The sequence below is a fragment of the Streptomyces sp. NRRL S-340 genome, from assembly GCF_000720185.1.
Classification (GTDB): Bacteria; Actinomycetota; Actinomycetes; order Streptomycetales; family Streptomycetaceae; genus Streptomyces.
Genome location: NZ_JOIY01000010.1, coordinates 1 through 25,048, shown reverse-complemented (window position 1 = coordinate 25,048; position 25,048 = coordinate 1). Strand labels below are relative to the sequence as shown.

Annotated in this window: 24 protein-coding genes, 1 pseudogene and 1 riboswitch; of the genes and pseudogenes, 10 read left to right on the top strand and 15 right to left on the bottom strand. The window is 73.4% G+C overall.

Annotation, left to right across the window (positions count from 1 at the left end):
- Positions 1-32: 32 nt before the first annotated feature.
- A complete protein-coding gene (locus IG64_RS09620) occupies positions 33-1,052 on the top strand; it encodes an aldo/keto reductase (protein WP_037854140.1) in 1,020 nt (339 codons plus the stop codon).
- 62 nt (positions 1,053-1,114) lie between these two features.
- Here the strand turns inward: IG64_RS09620 and IG64_RS09615 are convergent, their stop codons facing one another.
- Positions 1,115-1,561, bottom strand: coding sequence for an ATP-binding protein (locus tag IG64_RS09615; RefSeq protein ID WP_037854139.1), 447 nt, complete (start codon positions 1,559-1,561; stop codon positions 1,115-1,117).
- A 90-nt stretch (positions 1,562-1,651) separates the two neighbouring features.
- Here IG64_RS09615 and IG64_RS09610 point away from each other — a divergent pair, with 90 nt between their 5' ends.
- The 4 genes from IG64_RS09610 to IG64_RS41530 all read left to right on the top strand — a co-directional run bounded on the left by IG64_RS09610 (position 1,652) and on the right by IG64_RS41530 (position 4,279).
- Positions 1,652-2,479 (top strand): helix-turn-helix domain-containing protein, encoded by an 828-nt coding sequence (locus IG64_RS09610; RefSeq protein ID WP_037854137.1) that lies wholly within the window; start codon positions 1,652-1,654, stop codon positions 2,477-2,479.
- On the top strand, positions 2,460-2,720 hold the full coding sequence (locus tag IG64_RS09605; RefSeq protein ID WP_037854135.1) for a DUF397 domain-containing protein: 261 nt from the start codon (positions 2,460-2,462) through the stop codon (positions 2,718-2,720). Before IG64_RS09610 ends, IG64_RS09605 begins: the two co-directional genes overlap by 20 nt.
- Positions 2,717-3,286 carry an isochorismatase family protein gene (locus IG64_RS09600; RefSeq protein WP_037854133.1) on the top strand — a complete coding sequence of 190 codons (570 nt, stop codon included), beginning with the start codon at positions 2,717-2,719 and terminating at the stop codon, positions 3,284-3,286. Before IG64_RS09605 ends, IG64_RS09600 begins: the two co-directional genes overlap by 4 nt.
- Before the next feature lie 204 nt (positions 3,287-3,490).
- On the top strand, positions 3,491-4,279 hold the full coding sequence (locus IG64_RS41530; RefSeq protein ID WP_037854132.1) for a hypothetical protein: 789 nt from the start codon (positions 3,491-3,493) through the stop codon (positions 4,277-4,279).
- A gap of 484 nt (positions 4,280-4,763) precedes the next feature.
- Here IG64_RS41530 and IG64_RS09590 read toward each other — a convergent pair whose 3' ends face one another.
- Positions 4,764-5,465 carry a YoaK family protein gene (locus IG64_RS09590; RefSeq protein WP_037854131.1) on the bottom strand — a complete coding sequence of 234 codons (702 nt, stop codon included), beginning with the start codon at positions 5,463-5,465 and terminating at the stop codon, positions 4,764-4,766.
- Positions 5,466-5,569: 104 nt separating this feature from the next.
- Here IG64_RS09590 and IG64_RS09585 point away from each other — a divergent pair, with 104 nt between their 5' ends.
- Positions 5,570-6,862 (top strand): alpha/beta hydrolase, encoded by a 1,293-nt coding sequence (locus IG64_RS09585; protein ID WP_234438456.1) that lies wholly within the window; start codon positions 5,570-5,572, stop codon positions 6,860-6,862.
- A 123-nt stretch (positions 6,863-6,985) separates the two neighbouring features.
- On the opposite strand, the gene IG64_RS09580 is transcribed toward IG64_RS09585, so the two are convergent.
- The 8 genes and pseudogenes from IG64_RS09580 to IG64_RS09545 all read right to left on the bottom strand — a co-directional run bounded on the left by IG64_RS09580 (position 6,986) and on the right by IG64_RS09545 (position 15,344).
- Entirely contained in the window at positions 6,986-7,402 is a 417-nt protein-coding gene (locus IG64_RS09580) for a transglycosylase SLT domain-containing protein (protein WP_037854129.1), read from the bottom strand.
- A gap of 362 nt (positions 7,403-7,764) precedes the next feature.
- Positions 7,765-8,622 (bottom strand): ECF transporter S component, encoded by an 858-nt coding sequence (locus tag IG64_RS09575; protein ID WP_037854128.1) that lies wholly within the window; start codon positions 8,620-8,622, stop codon positions 7,765-7,767.
- Entirely contained in the window at positions 8,619-10,382 is a 1,764-nt protein-coding gene (locus tag IG64_RS09570) for an ABC transporter ATP-binding protein (RefSeq protein ID WP_037854126.1), read from the bottom strand. Before IG64_RS09570 ends, IG64_RS09575 begins: the two co-directional genes overlap by 4 nt.
- Positions 10,379-11,596 (bottom strand): CbiQ family ECF transporter T component, encoded by a 1,218-nt coding sequence (locus tag IG64_RS09565; RefSeq protein WP_234438455.1) that lies wholly within the window; start codon positions 11,594-11,596, stop codon positions 10,379-10,381. Before IG64_RS09565 ends, IG64_RS09570 begins: the two co-directional genes overlap by 4 nt.
- Positions 11,589-12,266, bottom strand: a complete 678-nt coding sequence (locus IG64_RS09560) for an SCO2322 family protein (RefSeq protein ID WP_037854498.1) — start codon at positions 12,264-12,266, stop codon at positions 11,589-11,591. The genes IG64_RS09565 and IG64_RS09560 overlap by 8 nt, the downstream gene beginning before the upstream one ends.
- Positions 12,267-12,319: 53 nt before the next feature.
- Complete coding sequence (locus IG64_RS09555) at positions 12,320-13,612, bottom strand: prenyltransferase/squalene oxidase repeat-containing protein (protein ID WP_037854124.1); 1,293 nt, start codon at positions 13,610-13,612, stop codon at positions 12,320-12,322.
- 131 nt (positions 13,613-13,743) lie between these two features.
- Positions 13,744-13,815, bottom strand: a riboswitch (cobalamin riboswitch).
- A gap of 29 nt (positions 13,816-13,844) precedes the next feature.
- Positions 13,845-14,305: pseudogene (locus IG64_RS09550) on the bottom strand (nuclear transport factor 2 family protein).
- Between the two features lie 400 nt (positions 14,306-14,705).
- Positions 14,706-15,344, bottom strand: a complete 639-nt coding sequence (locus IG64_RS09545; RefSeq protein WP_037854123.1) for a TetR family transcriptional regulator — start codon at positions 15,342-15,344, stop codon at positions 14,706-14,708.
- Positions 15,345-15,794: 450 nt separating this feature from the next.
- Here IG64_RS09545 and IG64_RS09540 point away from each other — a divergent pair, with 450 nt between their 5' ends.
- From IG64_RS09540 to IG64_RS09530, 3 genes are read left to right on the top strand one after another with little or no spacing between them, the layout of a single operon-like run.
- Positions 15,795-17,264, top strand: coding sequence for a glycosyltransferase family 4 protein (locus IG64_RS09540; RefSeq protein WP_037854120.1), 1,470 nt, complete (start codon positions 15,795-15,797; stop codon positions 17,262-17,264).
- The gene (locus tag IG64_RS09535; protein WP_037854118.1) at positions 17,258-17,992 is read left to right on the top strand and encodes a class I SAM-dependent methyltransferase; all 735 of its coding nucleotides are present in this window, start codon (positions 17,258-17,260) and stop codon (positions 17,990-17,992) included. Before IG64_RS09540 ends, IG64_RS09535 begins: the two co-directional genes overlap by 7 nt.
- Positions 17,989-19,074, top strand: coding sequence for a prenyltransferase/squalene oxidase repeat-containing protein (locus IG64_RS09530; RefSeq protein ID WP_037854117.1), 1,086 nt, complete (start codon positions 17,989-17,991; stop codon positions 19,072-19,074). The genes IG64_RS09535 and IG64_RS09530 overlap by 4 nt, the downstream gene beginning before the upstream one ends.
- A 19-nt stretch (positions 19,075-19,093) precedes the next feature.
- Here IG64_RS09530 and IG64_RS09525 read toward each other — a convergent pair whose 3' ends face one another.
- On the bottom strand, positions 19,094-19,387 hold the full coding sequence (locus IG64_RS09525; RefSeq protein WP_037854114.1) for a hypothetical protein: 294 nt from the start codon (positions 19,385-19,387) through the stop codon (positions 19,094-19,096).
- A gap of 171 nt (positions 19,388-19,558) precedes the next feature.
- Here IG64_RS09525 and IG64_RS09520 point away from each other — a divergent pair, with 171 nt between their 5' ends.
- Positions 19,559-20,140, top strand: a complete 582-nt coding sequence (locus IG64_RS09520; protein WP_037854113.1) for a hypothetical protein — start codon at positions 19,559-19,561, stop codon at positions 20,138-20,140.
- An 87-nt stretch (positions 20,141-20,227) separates the two neighbouring features.
- Here the strand turns inward: IG64_RS09520 and IG64_RS09515 are convergent, their stop codons facing one another.
- From IG64_RS09515 to IG64_RS09500, 4 genes are all read right to left on the bottom strand, one after another.
- Positions 20,228-20,998 (bottom strand): hypothetical protein, encoded by a 771-nt coding sequence (locus IG64_RS09515; protein WP_199811554.1) that lies wholly within the window; start codon positions 20,996-20,998, stop codon positions 20,228-20,230.
- Positions 20,999-21,154: 156 nt separating this feature from the next.
- On the bottom strand, positions 21,155-22,144 hold the full coding sequence (locus IG64_RS09510; RefSeq protein ID WP_078883911.1) for an N-acetylmuramoyl-L-alanine amidase: 990 nt from the start codon (positions 22,142-22,144) through the stop codon (positions 21,155-21,157).
- A gap of 10 nt (positions 22,145-22,154) precedes the next feature.
- Positions 22,155-22,817 carry a class I SAM-dependent methyltransferase gene (locus IG64_RS09505; protein WP_037854110.1) on the bottom strand — a complete coding sequence of 221 codons (663 nt, stop codon included), beginning with the start codon at positions 22,815-22,817 and terminating at the stop codon, positions 22,155-22,157.
- A gap of 162 nt (positions 22,818-22,979) precedes the next feature.
- Positions 22,980-24,719, bottom strand: a complete 1,740-nt coding sequence (locus IG64_RS09500; RefSeq protein ID WP_037854109.1) for an MFS transporter — start codon at positions 24,717-24,719, stop codon at positions 22,980-22,982.
- Positions 24,720-25,048: the final 329 nt, after the last annotated feature.

Genomic DNA, 25,048 nt, shown 5'->3' with positions numbered 1-25,048 from the left:
CGCCCCCGCTCCCCTCCCGGAGGAACCAGCTCATGCAGTACCGCACCCTCGGTCGTACCGGCGTACAGGTCAGCTCCCTCGCGCTCGGCGCGATGAACTTCGGCTCCATCGGCCGCACCACCCAGGAGGAGGCCACCGCCCTCGTCGACGCCGCCCTCGACGCGGGGATCAACCTCATCGACACCGCCGACATGTACGGCGACGGCGAGTCGGAGGAGATGGTCGGCAAGGCCATCGCCGGCCGCCGCGACGACATCGTGCTCGCCACCAAGGTGGGCATGCCGATGGGCGACGAGCGCAACCACCGCGGCGGCTCCCGCCGCTGGCTGGTCACCGCGCTGGAGGACAGCCTGCGCCGCCTCGGTGTCGACCACGTCGACCTCTACCAGCTCCACCGCTGGGACCCGGCCACCGGCGACGAGGAGACCCTCTCGGCCCTGACCGACCTGCAACGCGCCGGGAAGATCCGCTACTTCGGCTCCTCCACCTTCCCCGCCCACCGCATCGTGCAGGCCCAGTGGGCCGCCCGCGAGCACCGCCTGAGCCGCTACGTCACCGAACAGCCCAGCTACTCCCTGCTCCAGCGCGGCATCGAGGCCCACGTCCTGCCCGTCACCGAGGAGTACGGCCTCGGCGTACTGGCGTGGAGCCCGCTGGCCTCCGGCTGGCTGTCGGGCGCCGTCCGGGCGGGCCGTGACATCACCACCCACCGCTCCGGCCTCCTGCCGGACCGCTTCGACCTGAGCGTCCCCGCCAACCAGGCCCGCCTCGACGCGGTCGAGAAACTCGCCCGGGTCGCCGACGAGGCCGGACTGACGATGATCCAGCTCGCCCTCGGCTTCGTGACCGCCCACCCCGCCGTGACCAGCGCCCTCATCGGCCCCCGCACCCTGGACCACCTGCGCGCGCAGCTCGCCGCCGCGGACACCGTGCTGCCCGCCGACGTCCTCGACGCCGTCGACGGGATCGTCGCCCCCGGCACCGACCTCGCCCCGCACGAGAAGTTCGACACCCCGCCGTCCCTGCTGGACGCCTCGCTGCGGCGCCGCTGACCGGACCGGCCGGGGCGGCCGCTTCTGGACGTGCGGCCCGTACGACGCGCAGATCCAGCGGTTCAGCTACTGGGTTCAGCGAGGCGGCGGGGCGCGGGACCGCATTCGAACCACACGGTCTTGCCGCCCTGCCGCATCCGCTCCACCCCCCACTTGTCCACCACCGCGTCGAGCAGCAGCAGACCGCGCCCGCCCTCCGCGTCCGGCGACAAGTCCCCCGGCGTCGCGGGCAGTTCGGGCGAGCTGTCGGTGACTTCCACCCGTACCCCGGCCGTCTGCCGCAGCAACAGCAGCGTGCAGCGGCGGTCCGGGACGTGCCGTACGACGTTGGCGACCAGCTCGGTCACGGCCAGCTCCACGGCGTCGGCCGGCTCGGTGAGGTCCCATTCGGCCAGGTACGAGCGGACGATACGGCGGATGTGCCGCGCCGAGTGCTCACCGGCGGTGAAGGTCATGCGGTACTGGGCGGGGCGGGGACCGGCCAGGACCGAGGGGAAGTAATCGTTCACGGGACGAGACTGACGTGCTGTCACTACGCTGTGCCACGGAACGGACACAACGGGTCCGCCCGTGGGCGTCCCGTGGAAAGGGGACCGCGCGTGACCAACATCAATGTCCTCGACCCGGGGGCCTCGCCGCTGGACTACTACGGCTACGAGCTGCGGCGGCTGCGGGAGACCGCGGGCCTGACCCAGCGGCAGCTGGGGGAGATCGTCAACTACACGGCGTCGCTGGTGGGACAGGTGGAGACGGCGCGGAAGCTGCCGACCGCCGAGTTCAGCGAGCGGGTGGACGCGGCGCTGGGGACGGGCGGGACGCTGTCCCGGCTCGTCGCGCTGGTGATGAGAAGTCAGCTTCCGGCTTGGTTCCAGCAGGTGGCGGAGCTGGAGACGCGGGCGGTCAGGATCCACACCTTTCACACGCACCTGGTGCACGGGTTGTTGCAGACGAGGGCTTATGCGAGCGCCGTCCTCGGCGCCCTGGACGAGACTGACCTGGAGGACCGCACAGCGGTACGCCTGGCGCGGCAGCGCATCTTCGAGAAGAGTGAACCGCCAGTGTTCTGGGCGGTAGTCGGTGAGGCCGTTCTGCATCACCAGATCGGCGATGGGACCACCATGCGGGAGCAGCTGGCCCACCTGTTGACCTTTGCACGCAATCCGAGCATCAACGTCCAGGTGTTGCCCTTCTCGGCCGGAGCCCACGCGGGCTTGCAGGGCTCATTCGACCTCTTCCACTTCGCCAACGACCCCGACATTCTCTACACAGAGGGCTACGGAACTGGACACCCAACCGCCAACCCGGACACCGTCAAAGACTGCTTGCTCCGTTACGATCATCTCCAAGCTGCCGCTCTCTCCGTGAAGGACTCGGCGGAGCTGATCCGGCGCGTGATGGAGGACCGCTATGGAGAGCAACTGGCGTAAGTCCAGCTACAGCAGCGACCAGGGCGGCGACTGCGTGGAGTGCGCGCCGCTCGGGTCCCTGGCCTGGCGCAAGTCCACGTACAGCGGCGACCAGGGCGGCTCCTGCGTCGAGGTCGCCGGCACCCCCTGCGCCTCCGTCGCCGTACGCGACTCGAAGGTGGCCGCCGGACCGGTGCTCACCTTCCGGCCCGGAGCGTTCACCGGTTTCGTGGGCTGGGTCTCGGAGGCGGGGCAGCGATGACCACGCTCCAGAACCGGCCCGGCACCGCAGTGATCGTCGTCGACGTCCAGGTGGACGTCGTCAAGGAGGCCCACGCACGGGACGCGGTCGTCGCGAACATCGCGGCCCTGGTCGAGCGCGCCCGGCGGGAAGACGTGCCCGTCGTGTGGGTGCAGCACTCCGACGACGAACTGGTGAAGGACAGCGACGGCTGGCGGATCGTCCCGGAGCTGACGCCGGCGGAGGGGGAACCCCTCGTCCACAAGAACTACGGCGACTCCTTCGAGGACACGACCCTGGAGTCCGTGCTGTCGGACCTCGGCGTCGGCCGGCTTTTCGTGGCCGGCGCGGCGACCGACGCCTGCATCCGCTCGACCCTGCACGGCGCGTTCGTGCGGGGGTACGACACGGTTCTGGTCGGCGACGCCCACACCACGCAGGACCTGACGCGCTGGGGCGCCCCGCCCGCGGACCAGGTGATCACCCACACCAACCTGTACTGGAGCCACCAGGCGGCACCGGGCCGCACGGGCGGGACGGTCAACAGCGCGGACGTGGACTTCGGGGGCGCCGCGGGCCGGGAGTGACCGCTCACGCGATCACTCCCGGCCCTCGGTATCGTCGCCCATTCCCTCCGGCTGTCCTACGACACCGTCACCGGCGGCAAGGGACTACCGGCCACCTCCACCCGCTACGACACGTCCGTCAGCCCTGCCGCCGCCTACAAGTCGGAAGTCACGGGCTATGACGCCACGGGCAGGCCGACCGGCACCAAGGTGACGGTGCCCTCCGTGGCCGGGGAAGAGAAGCTGGCCGGCGCCTACACCGTCGCCACCACCGCCACCCCCGTCAACGGCCTGTCCGCGACCACCGCCCACAGCACCACCAACACCAACGCGACCACGGCCCTGCCCGCGGAAACGGTCACCGACCACTACGTGCAGGACCAGCTCTCCATCGTCGACAGCACCCTGAACCAGGCATACCTGCGCGGCGCTACGTACACCCCGTTCGGCCAGCTCGCCCAGGCCCAGCTCGGCAACCTCGGCACCCTCGTCACCCAGACCCTCGGCTACGACCTCGTCACCCAGCGCTTGGCCACCTCGATCACCGACCGCCAGGCCGCGGGCCCGAAGACCCTGTCGAACATCAAGTACTCCTACGACACGGTAGGAAACCTCACCCCGGGTCCGCGACGACCAGAGCGACGGCACCGTAGTCGACGACCAGTGCTTCGCCTACGACTGGGCGCGCCGCCTCAGCGAGGCCTGGACCACGGGCGACGGCTGCGCCACCAAGCCCGTGAAAAGGTAGCTGCGGCTGCTGGGGTGGACGATCTCTCGCCGGCGCTGAGGAAGAGCCTGACCGGATTCATGAAGAAGAGCCCTGGAGATGCCGAGATCCCCGAGATAATCCGCCTTCCCGAAGGTGGCGCTGAGTTCAGTTACAAAGTCCCTGGAAGGGTTCCGGGATCGTTTGCCATCTATCGAAAGCGAGTCGATGTCGAGGGCGTTACGGAGTTGGCACATAAGACGACTTGGCTCCCAGGCGGAACTATTGCTCATGTTAACTTTAAGTGAGGTGTGATCGTATGAACTCAGGAGCGCATGGGGCGCTAGCTGGACTAATTCGCTGGGATGGTCGACTGGACCACGCGATTGCAGCTGCAAATCGATGCGACCTCAGTGAGGGACCTTCGGTGTGTCTGGATCGCCCGACTGTGACGCGTGTCCTGAACAGGTGTATATCCGGGGAGCTGGATGTTCGAGAATTGCCCAAATGGGCTGGCGCGGTGCATATGCTGGATCGTGTAGAGATCCAAGACGAGGAGGTCGAGTTGTTGACGCAGTTCCTCTTCGAGGTGTCGACACCAGAGCTGTTCGCGCCGGTTACTGTTGATGTATGCCGTCAGTGGATTGCTCGACTCGAATAGCCGACCGATGGATTAATTCTGTATTTTCCTGGCATCGAGCCCATGTCTGTTCCTGGCATCGAAGGTGTATTATTCGGGGCGCGCGCTGTGTGAAACGGTAACGGTTCGCGTTCCTTGGTTTACCGGCAGCCTCACTCCCGCCCCGAAGTAACCACCGCCAGCACCCCCGCCGCCAGCGCCGCGATCAGCAGTGGTGTGCCCAGGTCGCGGTGGACGACCAGCCAGGCGCCGAGCGTGGCGCCCGCCAGCATCGCGAACACCGATGCCGTGCGGCGGGGGGAGCGGTGGCCGGAGCCGCCGCCCGCGCGGGAGTCGGAGGCGAGGCCCGTCAGGGTCATCGTGAGGACCGTCGTCGTCAGGTCCGCCACGCCCAGCTTGCGGACCGTCGCGTTGCGCAGGCCCATCGCGAAGGCGGTGAGCGCGATCAGCGCGTACGTCGTGGTGGTGGCGTCCGGCACGGTGAACGCCACCACCGCCGAGGCCCCGACCAGAAGCGCCTCCGCGGCCAGCGTCACCCGTGCCCAGGTGCGGCGTGAGCCGCCGCCGTAGCGGACCGCGACCCGGCCGCCGGCCAGCGCGCCCAGCAGGAAGCACACCAGTGAGGTGAGGGTGTGCGGCACCGAGAAGCCGGGGGCGCCGGCCGCAGCGAAGCCGAGGACGACCACGTTTCCGGTCATGTTGGCCGTGAAGACGTGCCCGAGCCCGAGGTAGCTCACCGCGTCGATGATCCCGCTGACCACGGTCAGTCCCAGCAGCACCGGCACCAGGGGCAGCCCCCGCGCCTCGGGGTCGGCGTCGTCCGGCCGCGCGTCCTGTGCGCCCTCCGCTGTCATCGAACCTCCGGTCACCTGGACGGTCAGGGGTGTTCCCAAGTCCACCATGGAGGCGGGGGAGTCTCGGATGCCGGGGCGCCCCGCGTGTCCGTAGCGTCTGGGACATGACGAAGCGCATGAACAACACGGGTACATCGCAGGGCGGTTGGCGAGTGCGGCGCGGGCTCGCCGCCTCGGCGGCGCTGCTGCTCGCCTCCCTCGCCGTCGCCCCCGCGGCCACTGCGGCGACCGCTGCCTCCGCCGCCACGGCCGACGTGCGCACCGCCTCTTCCGCCCACGGCGCCCGGGGAACGCTCCTCTCCGTCGTCCCCGTCGCCGCGCACAGCCGCGCCGGGGTCGTGCGGTACCTGGCCGCCCTCCCCATGGACACCGGCACCGTGCGGTACGGCGTGAGGGCGTACCGGCTGACGTACCGCACCGTCGACCCGTACGGCCGCCCCACCACCGCCACCGGGCTGCTCACCCTGCCCGAGGGCGGCGGGCGGCGGCTGAGCCTGGTGTCGGACACGCACGGGACCATGGTCGACCGGGACTACGCGCCGTCCGTGGCGGAGGACAACCGGGCGCAGTCGTACCTGTTCGCGTCGGCCGGGCACGCGGTCGCCGCGCCCGACTACCTCGGGCTCGGAATGGGGCCGGGCGTCCACCCGTACATGGACACGCGGTCGGCCGTGACCGCCTCGGTGGACATGCTGCGCGCCGCGCGTACGGCGGCGGCCGGACTCGGGCGGACAGTGACCGGGGACGTGTACGTGACCGGGTTCTCGCAGGGCGGGCAGGTCGCCATGGCGCTCGGCCGGGCCCTCCAGGAGGGTGCCGACCGGCACTTCAGGCTGCGGGCGCTCGCGCCGGTCAGCGGGCCCTACGACCTCGCGGGCGCGGAGATGCCCGCGCTCACCGACGGCCGGGTCAACGACATCAGCGGTGTGTTCTACATGTCGTACTTCCTCGTCGCGCAGAACCGGCTGCACCCCATCTACAAGGACCCGGCCGAGGTCTTCCGCGCGCCCTACGCGGACCGGGTCGAAGCACTCTTCGACGGGCGGCACACCGAGGAGCAGGTCATCCCGCAGCTCGCGCCGAACGTGCGGGAACTGCTGACGGAGGACTTCTACGCGCAGCTCACCCGCCCGAGGGGCGGACTCGCGGAGGCGCTGAAGGCCAACGACGGCACCTGCGACTGGAAGCCGGCGGTGCCGGTGCGGCTGTACGCGGGGAACGGGGACACGGACGTGCCCATCGGCAACGCCCGCAGCTGCTCCAGGGCCCTGGCGGCGCACGGGGTGACGGCGCCGGTGATGAACCAGGGGGACGTCGACCACAACGGCTCGGCGTTCGCCTCGCTGCCCAAGGTCGCCCGCTGGTTCGGCGCGCTGGAGACCGACCGCACCAGGTGAGTGCCGCGCGTGCGGACATGGTGAAGGCGGCGGCCCGGGGATCGGGGCCGCCGCCTTCACGACTGCGGTGCGGTGGCCCGCGCCGGATGGGTCGCATCCGGGGGCTCACACTGCGGGGCCGGCTCAGTACCAGCCGTTGGCCTGCCAGAAGTTCCAGGCGGCGGCCGGGCTGCCGTAGCGGGAGTTCATGTAGTCCAGACCCCACTTGATCTGGGTCTTCGGGTTGGTCTTCCAGTCGGCGCCGGCCGAGGACATCTTCGAGGCCGGGAGCGCCTGGACCAGACCGTAGGCGCCGGAGGAGGCGTTGGTGGCGTGCGGGTTCCAGCCGCTCTCGTGCTCGACGATGTGGCTGAAGGCGTTGAACTGGGCGGCGTCCGGGATCATCTGGTGCGCGATCGTCTTCGCGTCGGCGCCCGAGCCGGCGGTGGCCGCGTGAGCGGGGGCGGCGGTGAGGGCCATGCCGACGGTGGCGGCGGCCACGGCGGCGGTGGAGAGGGCCTTCTTCGGAGTGGCGATGCGGCGGATGAAGGAGACGGACACGGAGAACCTCTTGCGTCGGGGACGGGGGGCCGCGGACAGCCGGAGCCCGCGGGAGCGGGGGAGGAGCTGCCTGGTGCCGCGGCCCCGGGGGACCGTCGGCTCCTTGCGACGTCGTCCAGAGAAGCAGCCGGGAAATCCGTCCGCAAGCACCCCTTTTACTAGTGGTCGTCGCATCCCGGGTGATCCGTCCCCGTGTGAGCGGCGTCTCAAAGCCCAGGTCGGCGCGGGTAAAGTCGCGTGCATGACAGCCGCTTGCGGCTACGGCCCGGCATCGTAGGTGACCCACGTCATGTGGGGCGCCTCACCGGGGCCGTCACCGTGGGATCGGCGGGGCTCACCGACGGTTCACCGCGCGGCCGGGGTCAGGGGCCGTCGAAGGTGACCGGCGTCTCGAACGCGGCCCGCCGGGTGGCCCGCCGCAGCGCCCGCAGCACCGCCGGACCCACCACGAGGGTCAAGGCGACCGTGACGACGGCCCGGCCCAGGTCCCAGCCGAGCGAGGTGGCCAGGCAGTACGCGAGGAAACGGGCCAGGTTGGCGCCGACCGCCGCGTGCGGGTCGAAGGCGATCGTGGAGGCGAGGGTGCCCATGAAGGGCCAGCCCGCGAGGTTCATGACCGTGCCGTAGGCGAACGCGGCGAGGAACCCGTACACGGCCAGCATCAGCAGCTCGGCACGGCCGCACAGCCGGTCGGGGCCCGGCAGCAGGCCCGCGCCCATGGTGAACCAGCCCATCGCCAGCATCTGGAACGGCATCCACGGGCCCACCCCGCCGGTGAGCAGCGCGGAGGCGAACATCGTCACCGAGCCCAGCACGTACCCGAAGCCCGGCCCGAGCACCCGTCCGCTCAGCACCATCAGGAAGAACATGGGCTCCAGGCCCGCCGTCCCGGCGCCGATCGGGCGCAGCGCCGCCCCGGTCGCCGCCAGCACGCCCAGCATGGCGACCGCTTTCGGGCCGAGACCGGACTCGGAGATCGTCGCGGCGACGACGGCGACGAGCAGCACGAGCAGACCCGCGAAGAGCCAGGGCGCGTCCTGCGCGTGCGCGCTGAGCTGGGCGGTCGGCGGGGCGAGGAACGGCCAGGTGAACGCGGCGACACCGACGGCGCTGACCAGGACGAGGGCGGCCAGGGAGCGCGGGCCCAGACGGACCGCGCGCGCCTGCCTGCCTGCCGTGGCGGCGGGGGCGGGGGCACGGAGGGAGGAGGGCGCGGTCACGTCAGCGCCTCGCGGACCTGGGAGACCGTGAGCCAGTGCTGCGGGGCGAGGATCTTGGTGACCTGCGGGGCGTAGGAGGGGGAGGAGACGACGACCTCGGCCGTCGGGCCGTCGGCGATCACCTCGCCCTCGGCGACCAGCACGACCCGGTGGGCGAGTTCCGCGGCCAGTTCCACGTCGTGCGTGGCCAGCACGATCGCGTGCCCCTCGGCGGCCAGGCCGCGCAGCACCGCTACCAGGCGCGCCTTGGCGCCGTAGTCCAGGCCGCGGGTCGGCTCGTCCAGGAGCAGCAGCGGCGGGCGCGCGGCCAGGACCACCGCGAGGGCGAGCGCGAGACGCTGGCCCTCGGACAGGTCGCGCGGGTGGGTGGCGTCGGCGACGCCGGGCAGCAGCTCGTGGACCAGGGCGCGGCAGGTGCCGGGCGCCGCGTGCGCGTCCCGGTCGGCCGCCTCGCACTCGGCGGCGACCGTGTCGGCGTAGAGCAGGTCGCGCGGCTCCTGCGGGACCAGACCCACTCGGCGCACCAGCTCACGGGGCGAGGAGCGGTGCGGCACCGTCCCGCCGACGCGGACCACTCCGCTCCGCGGCTCCACCAGGCCGACCAGCGAGCCGAGCAGGGTGGACTTCCCGGCGCCGTTGCGGCCCATGAGCGCGATGGTCTCACCGGGCGCGACGGTCAGATCGACGTGCCGCAGCGCCTGGACGCCGTCGCGGCGGACGCCGAGGGCGCGGACCTCGGCTACGGGGGCACCGGCGGCCGGGGACGCCGTCGCGGCCCCGGTCGCGCCCCTGCGCCAGAGTCCGCGCAGACCCGGCCGGCGGACCGTCCCGGGTGTTGTGGAAGCCGTCCCAGCTGTTCGGGGTGTCCCCGGCGCGCCGGGTGCCGTGGAGGTGGCGGGTGCGGGCGGTGCGGTGGGCGGGAGCGGTGCCGGGGCGGGCTCGCGGCCGCTCAGGCGCTCGCGCAGGTCCCCGGCGCGGCGCCGGGCGTCCCGGACCGTCAGGGGCAGCGGCGACCAGCCCGCGAGCCGGCCCAGGTCCACCACCGGCGGGTACACCGGCGAGACGGCCATGACGTCGGCCGGGGCGCCCAGCAGTGGGGCGGCGCCCGGCGCGGGCAGCAGGACGACCTGGTCGGCGTACTGGACGACCCGTTCCAGGCGGTGCTCGGCCAGGAGGACCGTCGTACCGAGGTCGTGCACGAGGCGCTGGAGGACGGCGAGGACCTCCTCGGCGGCGGCCGGGTCGAGGGCGGAGGTCGGCTCGTCCAGGACGAGGACCTGCGGGTGCGGGGTGAGCACCGAGCCGATCGCGACCCGCTGCTGCTGGCCGCCGGAGAGCGTGGCGATGGGCCGGTCCCGCAGCGCGGCCAGGCCCAGCAGGTCCAGGGTCTCCTCCACCCGGCGCCGCATGACGGCCGGGGCGAGTCCCAGCGACTCCATGCCGTAGGCGAGTTCGTCCTCGACGGTGTCGGTGACGAAGTGGGACAGCGGGTCCTGCCCGACCGTGCCGACGACGTCGGCCAGCTCGCGCGGCTTGTGGGTGCGGGTGTCGCGTCCGGCCACGGTGACCCGGCCGCGCAGGGTGCCGCCGGTGAAGTGCGGCACCAGCCCGCTCACCGCGCCCAGCACGGTGGACTTGCCCACCCCCGACGGGCCCGCCAGCAGCACGAGTTCACCCTCGGGTACCTCGAAGTCCACGGCGCGGACGGTGGGTTCGGCGGCACCGTCGTACGTCACAGAGACGTCCTCGAAACGGATCACGACGGCTCCTTGCGTGCGTTCTTGCGCGCGTTTTCGCGCGAGCCCTGGCGGGGGGCGCCGGGCGCATCCTTGCGTGCGGCGGTGCCCGCGGGGGCCACGAACGCGGGGACAAGACCGAGCAGTACGGCCGCCGCCGGCCACACCGGCAGGCCGGGGGCGGTCAGCGGGACGACACCGGGGTGCAGTGCCTGCGGGTCGCGGGCGGCGGCCAGCGTCAGCAGCACCGCCACGGCGATGCCGGAAGCGGCCACGAGACAGGAGCGCGGGTTCCAGGTGTCGGGGCGGTAGCGGGTGCGCACCGAGCGTCGGCCGCCGAGCCACAGCCCGGCCAGCGCGGCGGCGACCCCGGCCAGCAGCACCGGCAGCCCGTAGCTGCCGCCCTCGGCGGTGAGCAGCCCGTACGTTCCCGCGCACACCCCGAGCAGCCCGCCCAGGGTGAGGGCGGCGGTGGTGCGGCGCACGGCGGGCGCGACCTCGGCGGTGCGGCCGTAACCGCGGGCGTCCATCGCGGCGGCGAGCGCCACCGAACGCTCCAGCGCGCCCTCCAGGACCGGCAGTCCCACGTGCAGCAGCCCGCGCACGCCACGGTCGGGCCGCCCGCGCAGCCTGCGGGCGGCCCGCAGCCGGCGCCCGTCGGCCACCAGGTGCGGGGCGAAGGTGAGCGCGACGACGACGGCCACGCCCGTCTCGTACAGCGCGCCGGGCAGGGACTTGAGCAGCCGGGCGGGCGCGGCCAGCGCGTTGGCGGCGCCCACGCAGATCAGCAGCGCGGCCAGCTTCAGGCCGTCGTACAGGGCGAACAGCAGCGCCTCGGCCGTGACCCGGCCGCCCAGCCGGATGCCCTGCGCCCAGTGCGGCAGCGGGACTTCGGGGAGCGTGAGGAGCACGTGCGTGCCGGGGATGGGGGAGCCGAGGGCGACGGCGAAGAAGAGCCGGATGACGAGGACGGCGAGCGCCAGCCGCAGGAAGGCGGAGTAGGAGCGCGCCGAGGGGGTGTCCGGGCGGCAGGTGACGACGACGTAGCCGGAGACCGTGAGGAGCAGGGCGAGCAGCAGCGGGTTGGTGGTGCGGGTGGCGCCGGTGCCGAGCGCCAGCGCCCACAGCCACCAGGCGCCCGCGTGGACCCGGGGTCCACGGGAGCGGGGAGCGGACTCGCGGGCGCGGGGACCGGGCCGGTGGGCGCCCGCGCCACCGGCCCCGGCCCCGTCACGCATTCCTGCGCCGCCTGGCCTGCCACAGGGCCGCCCCGGCGAGGACGACGACCACGGCACCGCCCGCGACGAGGCCGACGGACGGCCCGCCGTCGTCCTTCCTCCCGTCCGTGCCGGCCGTGTCCGAGGCCGGCTCGCCGCCCGGGGCCTTCGCGCCGCCGTCCGACGAGACCTGCTCGCCGCAGCCCTGGCGCGGGTATCCGGAGATCGCGCACAGCAGCGCGTTCGTGTCGTACCGCAGGGGCTTGGCGACGGCCGCCAGGGCTTCCGCCGTGGTGGCGTTGGAGGGCACGCGGGCGCAGGCCGTGCGGGGGGCGGGCGGGGTCTCCCCGGAGGGCGCGTCGGCCCGGGTGCCGAAGTCGAGGACCAGCGCGACGCGCTTGGCGCCGTCGCGGGCCGGGGTGCCGGAGCAGATGGCCGCGAAGTCCGCCGTCCCGCGCGGCCGGGCCGCGTCCTGCGAGTCCTGGCTCACCGCGAAGCGGAAGCCCTGCACGTCGCCGTCGGCGGGCCGGGCCGTGGACGGCCCCTGCGTGGCGTACGTCCACCGGGCGCCGTCGCGGTCCCAGAAGGACCAGTACCGGTACCCGGCCGCCTGGGCCGGGGCGACGCCCGCCGCCAGCAGGAACACGGCGGCCAGGAGCAGCACGGACAGTGCGGACAGCGCGGACGGCATGGCCGGCGGGGAGGCGGCGGGCGGCGCGGGCAGGGCGCGCGGGCGGCGGTACGTCACGGCTGCTGCCTCTCGGCGCTGTCGCCGCCGGCCCCGCTCTTCCTGCGGCCGGCCGCCCAGGCGACGGCGCCGAGGACGACGACCAGGCAGGCACCGCCGGCGATCCACCAGACGGTGTGCGACGAGCTGTCGCCCTTCTCCGTCGCGTCGCCGCTGGTGCTGCCCGTCACGGGCGCCTGCGGTGCCGGGCCGGTCGCGTTCAGCGCCTCGACCAGGTCGAGGCCGCCGAAGGCGCGCGGGTCGGTGCCGGTGGCGTGGGCCGCGAAGACCAGCTGGGCGTACGCGGCCGGGCCGCTCTGCGCCGCCCACTTCCCGGCGTTCTTCTCCAGCCACTCCAGCGGCTTCCGTGCCTGCCCGGCACCGCCCTGCGCGGCGAGCGCGACGACCGCGTCGGCGGTGTTGCCGTAGTCGGGCTGGGCGGTGGCGCCGGGCAGCGCGGAGGTGAGGTGGCCGTCCTCGGCGACGGCGTGCGCGAGGTAGGCGGCGCCGTTGGCGGCGGCCCGCGCCGGGGTGGCGGCACCGGAGCCGGTGCAGCGGGCTGCGCTGCCGGCCTTCCCCCGCGGTGTACCGCCCGTCTTCCCCTGCGGTGTGGCGGCCAGGCCCTGGCCGAGCGCGGCGACCACACCGGCGGCGGTCGCGTCCGCGTTGGCGGCGAGCTTGCCGTGCTGGTCGGGCTGGTAGGCGAAGGCGCCCGCGCCGTCGCCCGAGCACGGCAGGGCCAGCTTCAGCAGGGCGTCGTAGGGGGACTTGCCGTCCTTGACGACGGAGGCGGGCCGGTCGCCCACGGCGGCGAGGGCGCCCACGACGACCGAGGTGGAGTTGGCGTCGCTGGGTCCGCCGGGCGTGTACCCCCAGCCGCCGTCCTTGTTCTGCACGGACTTCAGCCAGGACACCGCCTTGCCGGTCACCGCGTCGTGGCCGCCGAGCGCGGCGAGCGCCTGGACGGCGGCGGCCGTGCTGTTGGAGTCGACGGCCGTCCTGGCGTCGCAGGCGCGCGACAGGTCGGCGCGGAAGGGCGCGAACGCGCCGCTCGCGCACTGCTGCCCGGCCAGCCAGTCCACGGCCTGCGCGGCGGGCCGCACCCCCACGGTGTGCTGCGCGAGCAGGGCGAGGGACTGGCGCCAGACCCCGTCGTACTTCGGGTCGGAGCTGCCGTAGAGGCCCGGCGGCAGCGCGGGGGAGGCGGAGGGGGCCGGGGAGGAGCCGGTGACGGCGGCCTGCGCCGGGGCACCGATCACGGCGACGGCGGCGACGGCGGCCAGGGCCGCTGCGCTGCGGCGTATGTTCATGATCGGCGGATGCCTCTCCCTGCGGGGAGCCGGACAGCACGGGACACCCCGGCGGCTCGGCTCCGTGTCCCTCGACGGTGCCGTACGGCGGCGGGCTGCCGGCGTACGCGAGCCGCTCACGCGCGCGCCCGGGGCATTCCGGCTCGCCGCCACGGGGGCGGCCTACGGTTGCGGGTCAGCGCCGGATTCGCACCGGCTTCCCCCCGGACAGGCGTGAAACGACCGGGCCACTCTACCGGCCCGGCCGGAAGCGGCCGCCGGGCGGCTGTGCGCGGCCCTGCGGCCACGCCCTGGGCGTGGGCCCGCCGAACGGCAGGCGCAGGGCCCGGGAGACCAGGAGCCACTCGTCGCCGCCGGTCCTGCGGAAGACGTCGGTGTAGTCGCCGGCCTGGACGGGCGGGCCGGTCGGCACCATGCCGTGGGCGCCGGTGCGGCCGTCGACGCGGCAGGTGGTGAGGTACGAGGTGGCCGTCGCCGTGTCCGCCGAGGTCACCGTGACGGGGAGGGTGGACATGACCCGGCGCGAGAGCCGTCCGCCCGGCCGGGAGCCGAAGTACGCCCGCAGTGCCTCGCGCCCTTCGACGCGCCTGCCGTCACCGGGAGGGGGCCACTCCCAGACCCCGTCCGGCACGAACAGCTCGGCCACGGAGGAGGGTCGCCCAGGTCCAGGCGGTGGACGAAGCCGACGACCAGGCGCTCGCAGGCGCGCTCGGCGCGGAGGCGTTCAAGAGGATCCGTTCAAGAGGATCCATGGGCCCCGCACAGCAGCGGCCCACGGGCGCGGGCACGCAGGAGACCCCGCGGGAAGCCCCGCAGGGGACGGAGGCATGCGAAAACCTACGAGACGGGTTCCCTTCGCCGGTATGGTCCGGATCAGGTGATGGGGGTCGCCTTCCGGTTCTCTGCTGCGAACCTTCCGGCCTCTCAGCCCTACCGTCGACGTCGGCCCCGGCGGATGCCTCGGCATCTCGAGGATGCCTCGGCGTCTCGCGGAAGTCGGCTACTCCGGTCGGACTCCCTCACTCGCCTCGTAGGCTCTTTCAGGATAGAACGCCTGCGGCCTGACGCAATACCCCAAGCCGGGAAAATCGGGCTATTTGCGCCCGCTCTCCGCGAGGCCGATCAGCCGGCACACCGTCTCGATGTCCCCCTGGACCTGCGCGATGGAGGCGCGGCCCGAGAGCCAGGTGATCAGGGCCGACAGCCAGGTGTGCTCGATGACCCGGACGGCGGAGAGCTGCCCGGGCGTCGGGTCGTCCTGGCCCATCGCGTCCAGGATGATCGCCGTCGTCTGCCGGGACACCTGGTCGACCTCGGGACTCACGCTGCGGTCGGCGAAGGTCAGGGCGCGGACCATGGCGTCCGCCAGATCGGGCTCGCGCTGGAGGGCGCAGAAGGCGCGCATCAGCGTCTCCGCCACCCGCTCGGCCGCGCTGTCACCGGCCGGGGGCCGCTTGCGCAGCGTGCCGTGCAGCCGCTCCAGCTGGTCCTGCATCGTGGCGACCAGCAGGTGCACCTTGGACGGGAAGTACCGGTACAGCGTGCCGAGGGCGACCTGCGAGGACTCCGCGACCTCCCGCATCTGCACCGCGTCGAAACCGCCCCGGGAGGCGAGCTGCGCGCTCGCGCGCAGGATGCGGCGGCGGCGCGCCTCCTGCCGCTCGGTGAGCGGCGGCGCGTCCGACCGGGAGGTGCCGGCTTGCGGCCGGGAGGTACTGGCGTGCGCAGGCATGGGTCGCGCTCCATGGCGGTCGGTGGGGGCGGGCGGTCGGACAGCGTGGCAGGGGCGCGGGGCGCCGCGCGACCCGGCGTACGTCCGGGCGTGCGGCCGAGTGCCCGGCGCCCGCCCGCCCGTCCCGGCGCGAGCCCCCGGCTGGCACCGGCCCGGGGCGGACGGGGCGGGACCCGGAACGGCCGGGACGGACCGGCCGGACCCGGAGCGGGCCTGGACGGGCCGGGTGGGCCTGAACCGGGCCGACTCGCGGTGGACTCGTGGTGGGCCGGGGCGGCGGGGCCGGGGCCCGAGCCGTGGCGCGAATCACCCGCTTCACTGCTCACAGCGCGGCTACCTGCCGGTAGATTCGGAGCCTCCTGAACGATCAAGACGATCAAGTCTGAAACTTGTTCTAGATTAGCGTCCCGGCGTAATCTCGCGGGACGGTGCAGTCAGAAGGGGGCCAGAGTGACCGCTGAGGCCAGTCAGGCCGGGTCCCCGGCGGACCTCGCCGCGGACGGAGGGCGACCGCTCAGGATCGCGCTCCTCACCTACAAGGGAAACCCGTTCTGCGGCGGCCAGGGCGTCTACGTCCGGCACCTCTCGCGCGAACTGGCCCGCCTCGGCCACCACGTCGAGGTCATCGGCTCCCAGCCCTATCCCGTCCTCGACGAGGACGAGGAGTACGCCGGCGCGCTGCGCCTGACCGAGCTGCCCAGCCTCGACCTGTACCGCCAGCCCGACCCCTTCCGCACCCCCAAGCGCGACGAGTACCGCGACTGGGTCGACGCGCTGGAGGTCGCCACCATGTGGACCGGCGGCTTCCCCGAGCCGCTGACCTTCTCCCTGCGCGCCCGCCGCCACCTGCGCGCCCGCCGCGGCGAGTTCGACGTCGTCCACGACAACCAGACCCTCGGCTACGGCCTCCTCGGCGACGTCGGCGCCCCCCTGGTCACCACCGTCCACCACCCCATCACCGTGGACCGGCAACTGGAGCTGGACGCCGCGACGACCCGGCAGCGGCAGTGGTCGGTGCGCCGCTGGTACGCGTTCACGCGGATGCAGAAGCGGGTCGCGCGCCGCCTGCCGTCCGTGCTCACCGTCTCCGGCACGTCCCGGCAGGAGATCGTCGACCACCTCGGCGTACGCCCCGACCGCATCCACGTCGTCCACATCGGCGCCGACACCGACCTGTTCTCGCCCGACCCGTCCGTGCCGCAGGTGCCGGGCCGGATCGTGACCACCTCCAGCGCGGACGTCCCCCTCAAGGGTCTCGTCTTCCTCGTGGAGGCCCTGGCGAAGGTCCGCGCCGAACACCCCGGCGCGCACCTGGTCGTCGTCGGCAAGCAGCCGGCCGAGGGCCCGGTCGCGCGGGCCGTCGAGCGCTACGGACTCAAGGACGCCGTCGAGTTCGTCAAGGGCATCTCCGACGCCGAACTGGTCGACCTGGTCCGCTCGGCCGAGGTCGCGTGCGTGCCCTCGCTGTACGAGGGCTTCTCGCTGCCCGCCGCCGAGGCCATGGCCACGGGAACCCCGCTGGTCGCCACCACCGGCGGCGCGATCCCCGAGGTCGCCGGCGAGGACGGCGAGACCTGCCTGGCGGTGCCGCCGGGCGACGCGGGAGCGCTGGCCGCCGCCCTGACCCGGCTGCTGGGCGACCCGGAGCTGCGGGCCAGGCTCGGAGCGGCCGGCCGCGCCCGCGTGCTGCGCCGCTTCACGTGGGCCCGTGCCGCCGAGGGCACCGTGACCCGCTACCGCGAGGCCATCGCGGACTCCGCACGCCCCCGCCCCGCACGGCGGTCCCCGTACCGCCCCGCGACCGCCCCGGCGGCGACGGAGGCGGTCCCGACCGCACCGGCGGCGGCCGAGGCGGCCCCGACCGCACCAGCAGCAGGCGCACCCGCCGCAGACGCATACGAAAGCAGGGCCACGTGCTGACCGTCGACTTCTCCCGGTTCCCGCTCGCCCCGGGCGACCGCGTCCTGGACCTCGGCTGCGGCGCGGGGCGGCACGCGTTCGAGTGCTACCGGCGCGGCGCCCAGGTCGTCGCCCTCGACCAGAACGGCGAGGAGATCCGCGAGGTCGCCAAGTGGTTCGCGGCGATGAAGGAGGCCGGGGAGGCACCCGCCGGGGCCACCGCGACCGCCATGGAGGGCGACGCCCTCGCCCTGCCCTTCCCCGACGAGTCCTTCGACGTCGTCATCATCTCCGAGGTGATGGAGCACATCCCCGACGACAAGGGCGTCCTCGCCGAGATGGTGCGCGTGCTCAGGCCGGGCGGCCGGATCGCCGTCACCGTGCCGCGCTACGGACCCGAGAAGGTCTGCTGGACCCTGTCCGACGCCTACCACGAGGTCGAGGGCGGCCACATCCGCATCTACAGGGCCGACGAACTGCTCGCGAAGATGCGCGAGGCGGGCCTGAAGCCGTACGGCACCCACCACGCGCACGCCCTGCACTCGCCGTACTGGTGGCTCAAGTGCGCCTTCGGCGTCGACAACGACCAGGTGCTGCCGGTGAAGGCGTACCACAAGCTGCTGGTCTGGGACATCATGAAGAAGCCGCTGGCCACCCGGGTCGCCGAGCGGGCGCTGAACCCGCTGATCGGCAAGAGCTTCGTGGCCTACGCGACCAAGCCCCACCTGCCCCGGGCGGACGCCAAGTGACCACCCCCCGGACAGAACACCTCGTCCTGCCCGGGGTCCTCACCGCCGAGCAGGCCGCCGCGACCGTGGACGGCATCCTCGCCGCCCAGCGGGAGGACGGAGCCATCCCGTGGTTCCGCGGCCACCACCTCGACCCGTGGGACCACACCGAGGCGGCGATGGCGCTGGACGCGGCGGGCGAACACGAGGCCGCCTCACGCGCGTACGAGTGGCTGGCCCGGCACCAGCTGCCCGACGGCTCCTGGTACGCCGCCTACGCCGACGGCGCCCACGACGACGTCACCGACCGCGGCCGGGAGACCAACTTCGTCGCCTACGTCGCCGTCGGCGTCTGGCACCACTACCTCTCCACCGGCGACGACACCTTCCTGGACCGCATGTGGCCGGTCGTCTACGGGGCCGTCGAGTACGTGCTGCGCCTCCAGCAGCCCGGCGGGCAGATCGGCTGGAAGCGCGAGGACGACGGGACGGGCACCGCGGACGCCCTGCTCACCGGTTCCTCCTCCGTCCACCACGCGCTGTGCTGCGCCCTCGCCATCGCCGAGCAGCGTGAGGAGCCGCAGCCCGACTGGGAGCTGGCGGCCGGCGCGCTGCGGCACGCGATCCGCAGGCACCCGGAGCGGTTCCTGGACAAGGACCGCTACTCGATGGACTGGTACTACCCGGTGCTCGGCGGTGCCGTCACCGGTGCGGAGGCCAAGGCGCGCATCGAGGCCGGCTGGGACCGCTTCGTCGTGCCCGGCCTCGGGGTGCGCTGCGTGGTGCCCAACCCGTGGGTGACCGGCGGCGAGTCGGCCGAACTCGCCCTCACCCTGTGGGCGGCGGGCGAGTCCGACCGCGCGCTCGACGTCCTGAAGTCCGTCCAGCACCTGCGCGACGCGGACAGCGGCCTGTACTGGACGGGGTACGTCTTCGAGGACGACGCCATATGGCCGCGCGAGCTGACCACCTGGACGGCCGGTTCGCTGCTCCTCGCGGTCGCCGCGCTCGGCGGCCACGAGGCCACCTGCACGGTCTTCGCCCAGGACGGCCTGCCCAGGGGCCTGGAACCGGACTGCTGCGGCACGACCGCCGGCGGCTGAGGCGTCCGGCCCGCCGGGGTCAGCCGCGGTGGATGCGGTTGGCGATGGCGTGGCCGACGAAGAGGTACACGACCGCGGCCAGGCCGTACCCGGCGACCACCCGCGCCCAGGCCTCGTCGAAGGTGAACAGGTCGCGCGACCAGCCGGCGAGCCAGTCGGCCGCGTGATGGACGAACCGCACCAGGTCGTTCGCCCGGTTCGCGTCCAGCAGGTACATCAGGATCCACAGTCCGAGGATGACGGCCATGATGTCGGCGACCACCGCGATGACCGTCCCGGCGGAGCCGGAACCCGTGCGATATCGAGGGGACATGCCCTTGCGTCTGGCCGCGCGCGGCCGTTCGAAACCCGCGCGCCTACGGAAAGTCAGGCGCACCGCACGGAAGGTGCCCTGTTTCGGGCGCCGCGGCCCGGTTCACACGGACCCCTGGAGTACCCGGAGCAGCACCTTCCGGGACCGGAGCAACACCTTCGGGAGGACACCGTGCCCGTACCGATACGGCGCCTCGCTGTGGCGCTCACCCTGTGCTGCGCCCTGCTCGCCGGATCCACCACCGCGTGGGCCACCGGCCAGGGCGACGGGCGGCAGACCAGTCCCACGGTCGCGGGCGCCGCGGCCACGCCCAGCCCGACCACCTCCGCCGAGCGGCAGAAGTTCGCCAAGACACGCTTCGTGGCGAACGCGGCCCTCGCGGCCGGAGCCACCTACCAGTGGATCTGGAAACCGTACAAGGAGGGCAAGTTCAAGAAGGGCACCAAGCACCGCAAGGCCACCCTGGTCAAGGCAGGTCTGGCCGGCGCGTTCACCTACAACCGGCTCAAGGCGGCCGTGCACAACGCCCAGGGCGACCCGACCCTCTCCAAGGCGCTCGAACCGCTCAACGCGGCCATCGCCGGGCTGAAGGACCTGCCGGCCAAGCTCCGCAAGGGCGATGGGTCGGCGGCGAACGCGTTCAACGACACCCTCAACAAGGTGAAGGACGCGGGCAAGAGCGCGGGAGCACCGGTCAAGGACAAGGTGCCCACGCCCTCCGAGCTGAAGAACGGCGCCCGGTCCGGTTCCTGACAGGAGGCCCGGCCCGCCCGAGCACGGCGACGGCCCCCCGCCCGCGAGGACGAGGGGCCGCGGGGTTCGCGGCGCCGCAGGCGGCCGTCAGCCGCGCTGGATGTTCGAGGCGTCCTGGAGGACACCGCGGCGGCCGTCCTGCATCTCCGTCAGCAGGCCCTGACCGCGCTGATCCACCGCCAGGTACCAGGTACCCGGGGCGAGTTCGGCGATCGGCGCGGGCGAACCGTCCTCCGCGAACAGCGGACGCGGCGCCGGGACGGCGAACCAGAACGGCGAGAAGGGGGGCGCCGGCTGGCCACCGGCGGCCGGGGCCGGCTGGCCCGGCTGCGGCTGACCGCCGAAGGACGCGCCGGGCTGCGGCTGGCCGCCGTACGACGGCTGCGGGGCGCCCGGGTAGCCGTAACCGGCCTGCGGCTGCGCGCCGTAGGGGTGCGGGGCGGCCGGCCTCGGTGCCGGGACGAGCGCGGCCTGCAGGGCGGGGACCAGCGGGGTCGCGACCGCCGCGCCCGCGAGGACGAGGGCCGCGATGAAGCCGAGGACCAGGCCCGAACCCGCGCCGTACATGCCCGGGTCCACCAGGTCCCAGAACAGGATCCACGCCACGAGCACCGTGAACGCCGTGCCCACCGTGCCCAGTTCCAGCCCGGCCACCTTGCGCGGCTGGGGCAGGCACCGGTTGACGACGACCAGCGCGGCGCCGGCCAATCCGCCCACGTAGACGCCGAGCCCCATGCCGAGGCCGTCCCAGGCGGTGGAAGTCAGGTAGTCGTGGGTGTGGAGGAACGACGCGATGAACAGCAACACCGCTGCTCCGATCACCACGCCGTCGCCCCGAGTGAGGGAGCGGATATTCACTTCAGGTCCTTCAGGTCGTCTCGTCGTCGGTAGAGGCGTCGCTGTCACCAGGTCGCTGTTGCCGGGTCCTGGCGTGAAGCGCGGGGGTGGCCCCTCATCGTACGGGTGACACTATCGCCCGTACGGTCGGCCTGTCCGCCGGGACGGCGGCGCCGGTCAGGACCCGCGCAGGAAACTCACGATTCCCTCAGACATCCCCTCGGCCGCCTTCTGCCGCCACGTTCCGCTGGTCAGCAGGGCCGCGTCCGTGCTGTCGCGCATGTTGCCGCACTCGATGAACACCTTGGGAACCGTTGACAGATTGAGACCACCCAGGTCCTTCCGCGTGACGAGTCCGCTGCCGCCGCCGAGGTAGTTGGAGGGCGGCTCGCCGGTGACCCGCAGGAAGTTGCCCGCCACGCGCTCGCCCAGGTCGCGGGAGGCGGCGGCGACGGCGCGGGTGTCGGCCGCCCCCTCGTGGACGGCCGCCGGGAGGATCACGTGGAAACCGCGGTCGCCGGGCGCCGCGCCGTCGGCGTGGACGGAGATCGCCGCGTCGGCGTGCGCGGTGTTGCCGATCCGGGCGCGTTCGTCCACGCACGGGCCCCAGGCGGGGGAGCCGTCGTCGTGGGTCAGCTTCACCGTGGCGCCCTGCCGTTCCAGCAGGGTGCGCAGCCGGTGGGCGACGTCCAGGGTGAACCGGGCCTCGGCGTAACCGGCGTTCGTGGCGGTGCCGGTGGTGTCGCACTCCTTCCAGTTGGTGCCGATGTCCACCTTGCGGGCGATCTCGGACGTGTGCCGGAAGTTGCCCGGGTTGTGGCCCGGGTCGATGACGACGACCTTGCCCTCCAGCGGGCCCGCCGCACCGCCGGGCCGCTTCCCGTCGTCACCGGGAGCGGCCGGGGACGAGGTGCTCCCGGACGGTTCCGCGGACGGCCTCCCCGGCGGCCCGCCCCCCGGGGAGGACGCCGGAGCGGAGGCGGACGGTGCGCCCGGGGAGGCGGCGTCGGCGCCGTCCGGGGCGCCCACCGCCTCGTACCCGAGCCAGCACAGCAGCCCGCCGCACACCAGCGCGGCCACGGCGAGGGCCGCGCTGCGGCGCGGCCGTCCGGACCGTCCGGAGGGGTCCGGACGCGGGGGTTCGAATTCGGGGCCTGCGTACGACACGACCGCGACCCTAACCGCGGGCCGGGGCGGCCGGGCCGGTTCGCCGCAGGACGCGCAGCGAGCCGGTCACCGAGACCTCGGTGAACCCGCCGGACTCCAGCGCCCGCAGGTACACGCGGTACGGCGCCTGTCCGGTGAACTCGTCCACCGGGTCGGGGAACACGTCGTGGATGACCAGCAGGCCGCCCTCGGCGACGTGCGGGGCCCAGCCCGCGTAGTCCGCGCCCGCGTGCTCGTCGGTGTGCCCGCCGTCGACGAAGACGAGGCCGAGCGGGGTGTTCCACACGGCGGCGACCTGCGGGGAACGCCCCACGAGCGCCACCACGTGCTCCTCGAGACCGGCCCGGTGCAGCGTGCGCCGGAAGGCGGGCAGGGTGTCCATCAGGCCGAGTTCGGGGTCGACCGTCTCCGGGTCGTGGTACTCCCAGCCGGGCTGCTGCTCCTCGCTGCCGCGGTGGTGGTCGACGGTGAGTGCGGTGACCCCGGCGCCGCGGGCGGCGTCGGCGAGCAGGATCGTGGACCGTCCGCAGTACGTACCGACCTCCAGCAGCGGCAGCCCCAGCCGGCCCGCGTCCACCGCCGCCGCGTACAGCGCCAGCCCCTCGTCCGTGGGCATGAACCCCTTCGCGGCCTCGAAGGCGGCCAGGATGTCGGGCTTCGGTGCCGCGGTCATGCAGCGGGTCCTTCCGGTCGTACGGCGTTCAGGGCGCCCATGCTGCCGCACCCGCTGCCGGGCGGGCGACAGCGGGTGCGGTGGCGTACGTCTCAGCCGCGCGTACGCGGCGGTCCGGGGACGGCCCGGCCGGGCGGTGTCCGCCGGGCCGGGCGGTGTCCGTCAGGCCGTGACCGTCTCGGCCGGGAGGGCGAGGTCGATGTCGACCGGGCGGTCGTCGCCCGCGTGGGTCGCCGCGGAGGCATGCGGGCCGTGACCGGCGGCGCGGGCGGCCAGGACGTAGGGGCCCTGGGCCGGCACCGCGAGGGTGTAGCGGCCGTCCGCCGCGGAGAGCGTGGCACCGGCCTGGCGGCCGTGCCGGTCGATCAGGGTGACCTTGGCGCGGGCGACCGGGGCACCGCCGGCGTCCAGCACCCGGCCGCGGAAGCCCCGCAGCACCTCCTCGGCGTGCGCCAGGTTGGCGTCCTCCTCGCTGCTGGCGCGCAGCTGCGTGGTGGTGGAACGGTTCGGCCGGGGCAGGCACAGGGCGAGCACCAGACCGAGGGCGACCGCGGCGGTGGCGATCAGGAAGGAGACGCGGAAACCGTGCATGGTCGGGATCGCGACGCCGTTCACGTGGTGCGCGGTGTTGGCCAGCACCATGCCGATCACGGCGCTGGACACCGAGGTGCCGATGGACCGCATCAGCGTGTTGAGGCCGTTGGCCGCGCCGGTCTCGGACGCCGGGACCGCGCCGACGATCAGCGCGGGCAGCGAGGAGTAGGCCAGGCCGATGCCGGCGCCCAGCAGCACCGAGGTGAGGACGGTCTGCCAGGCCGCGTTCATCAGCCCGAGGCCGCCGCCGTAGCCGACGGCGATGATCAGCAGACCGGTGATCAGGGTGACCTTGGGGCCGTAACGGGCGGACAGACGGGCGTAGACGGGCGCGGTGAACATCATCGTCAGGCCCAGCGGGGCCACGCACAGACCGGCGACCACCATCGACCGGCCGAGGCCGTAGCCGGTGGCGGCGGGCAGCTGGAGCAGCTGGGGCAGGACGAGCGAGACGACGTAGAAGGCGACGCCGACCATGATCGAGGCGAGGTTGGTGAGCAGTACCTCGCGGCGGGCCGTGGTGCGCAGGTCGACCAGCGGGGCCTTGCTGCGCAGCTCCATCAGGCCCCACAGCAGCAGGACGACGACGGCGGCGGCGAACAGGCCGAGCGTGGTGGCGGACGCCCAGCCCCAGTCGCTGCCCTTGGTGATCGGCAGCAGGAACAGCACCAGTCCGGCGGACAGGCCGAGCGCGCCCGGCAGGTCGAAGGAGCCCTCGGCGCGCATGGGGGACTCGGGGACGGTGAGGAGGGTGAGGACGATGGAGAGGACACCGAGCCCTGCGGCGCCGTAGAAGAGGGCGTGCCAGTCGGTGTGCTGGGCGACCAGGGCGGCGGCGGGCAGCGCGAGACCGCCGCCGACGCCGATCGAGGAACTCATCAGGGCCATCGCCGAGCCCAGCTTCTCGCGGGGCAGCATGTCGCGCATCAGACCGATGCCGAGCGGGATCGCACCCATGGCGAAGCCTTGGAGCGTGCGGCCCACGATCATGACGAGCAGGGCGTCGGTGAAGGCGCTGACGAGCGCGCCCACCACCATGACGGCGAGGCTGGTTATCAGCATCCGGCGTTTGCCGTACAGGTCGCCGAGGCGGCCCATGATCGGCGTGGCCACGGCGCCCGAGAGGAGGGTGGAGGTCAGGACCCAGGTGGCGTTGCTGGGCGAGGTGCCCAGCAGTTGCGGCAGGTCCTTGATGACCGGGACGAGCAGGGTCTGCATCACCGCGACAACGATGCCCGCGAAGGCGAGCACCGGGACGACGGCCCCGCTCGCGCTCCGGGTGGGCCGGTTGGTCGTCGTGAGCGTCATTGAGGGCGGCCTCCAGGCCTTGAGTCGAGAAGATCGGTGATCATCCGTGCGGGATAAGTGGTGGGTAAACCTCGTTCGCCGAGGCACCTATTCCGATGCTTCGGCGTACTAACGAATTCTTGACCGTTCCGAAAGAATCTGACTGGACGTCAGGTGGAGGGCCGGTCACGGCAGGGTCCAAGGAGGGGCGGGGGACGCCGGAGGCAGGAGCGGCGGGCGCCGGGGGAGGGAAGGCAGGGTGCCGGGGGGCAGGCGGTGTCCGGGGTGGGAAGGCAGGGTGCCGGGGGGAGCAGGCGGTGTCCGGGGTGGGAGGGCAGGGTGCCGGGAGG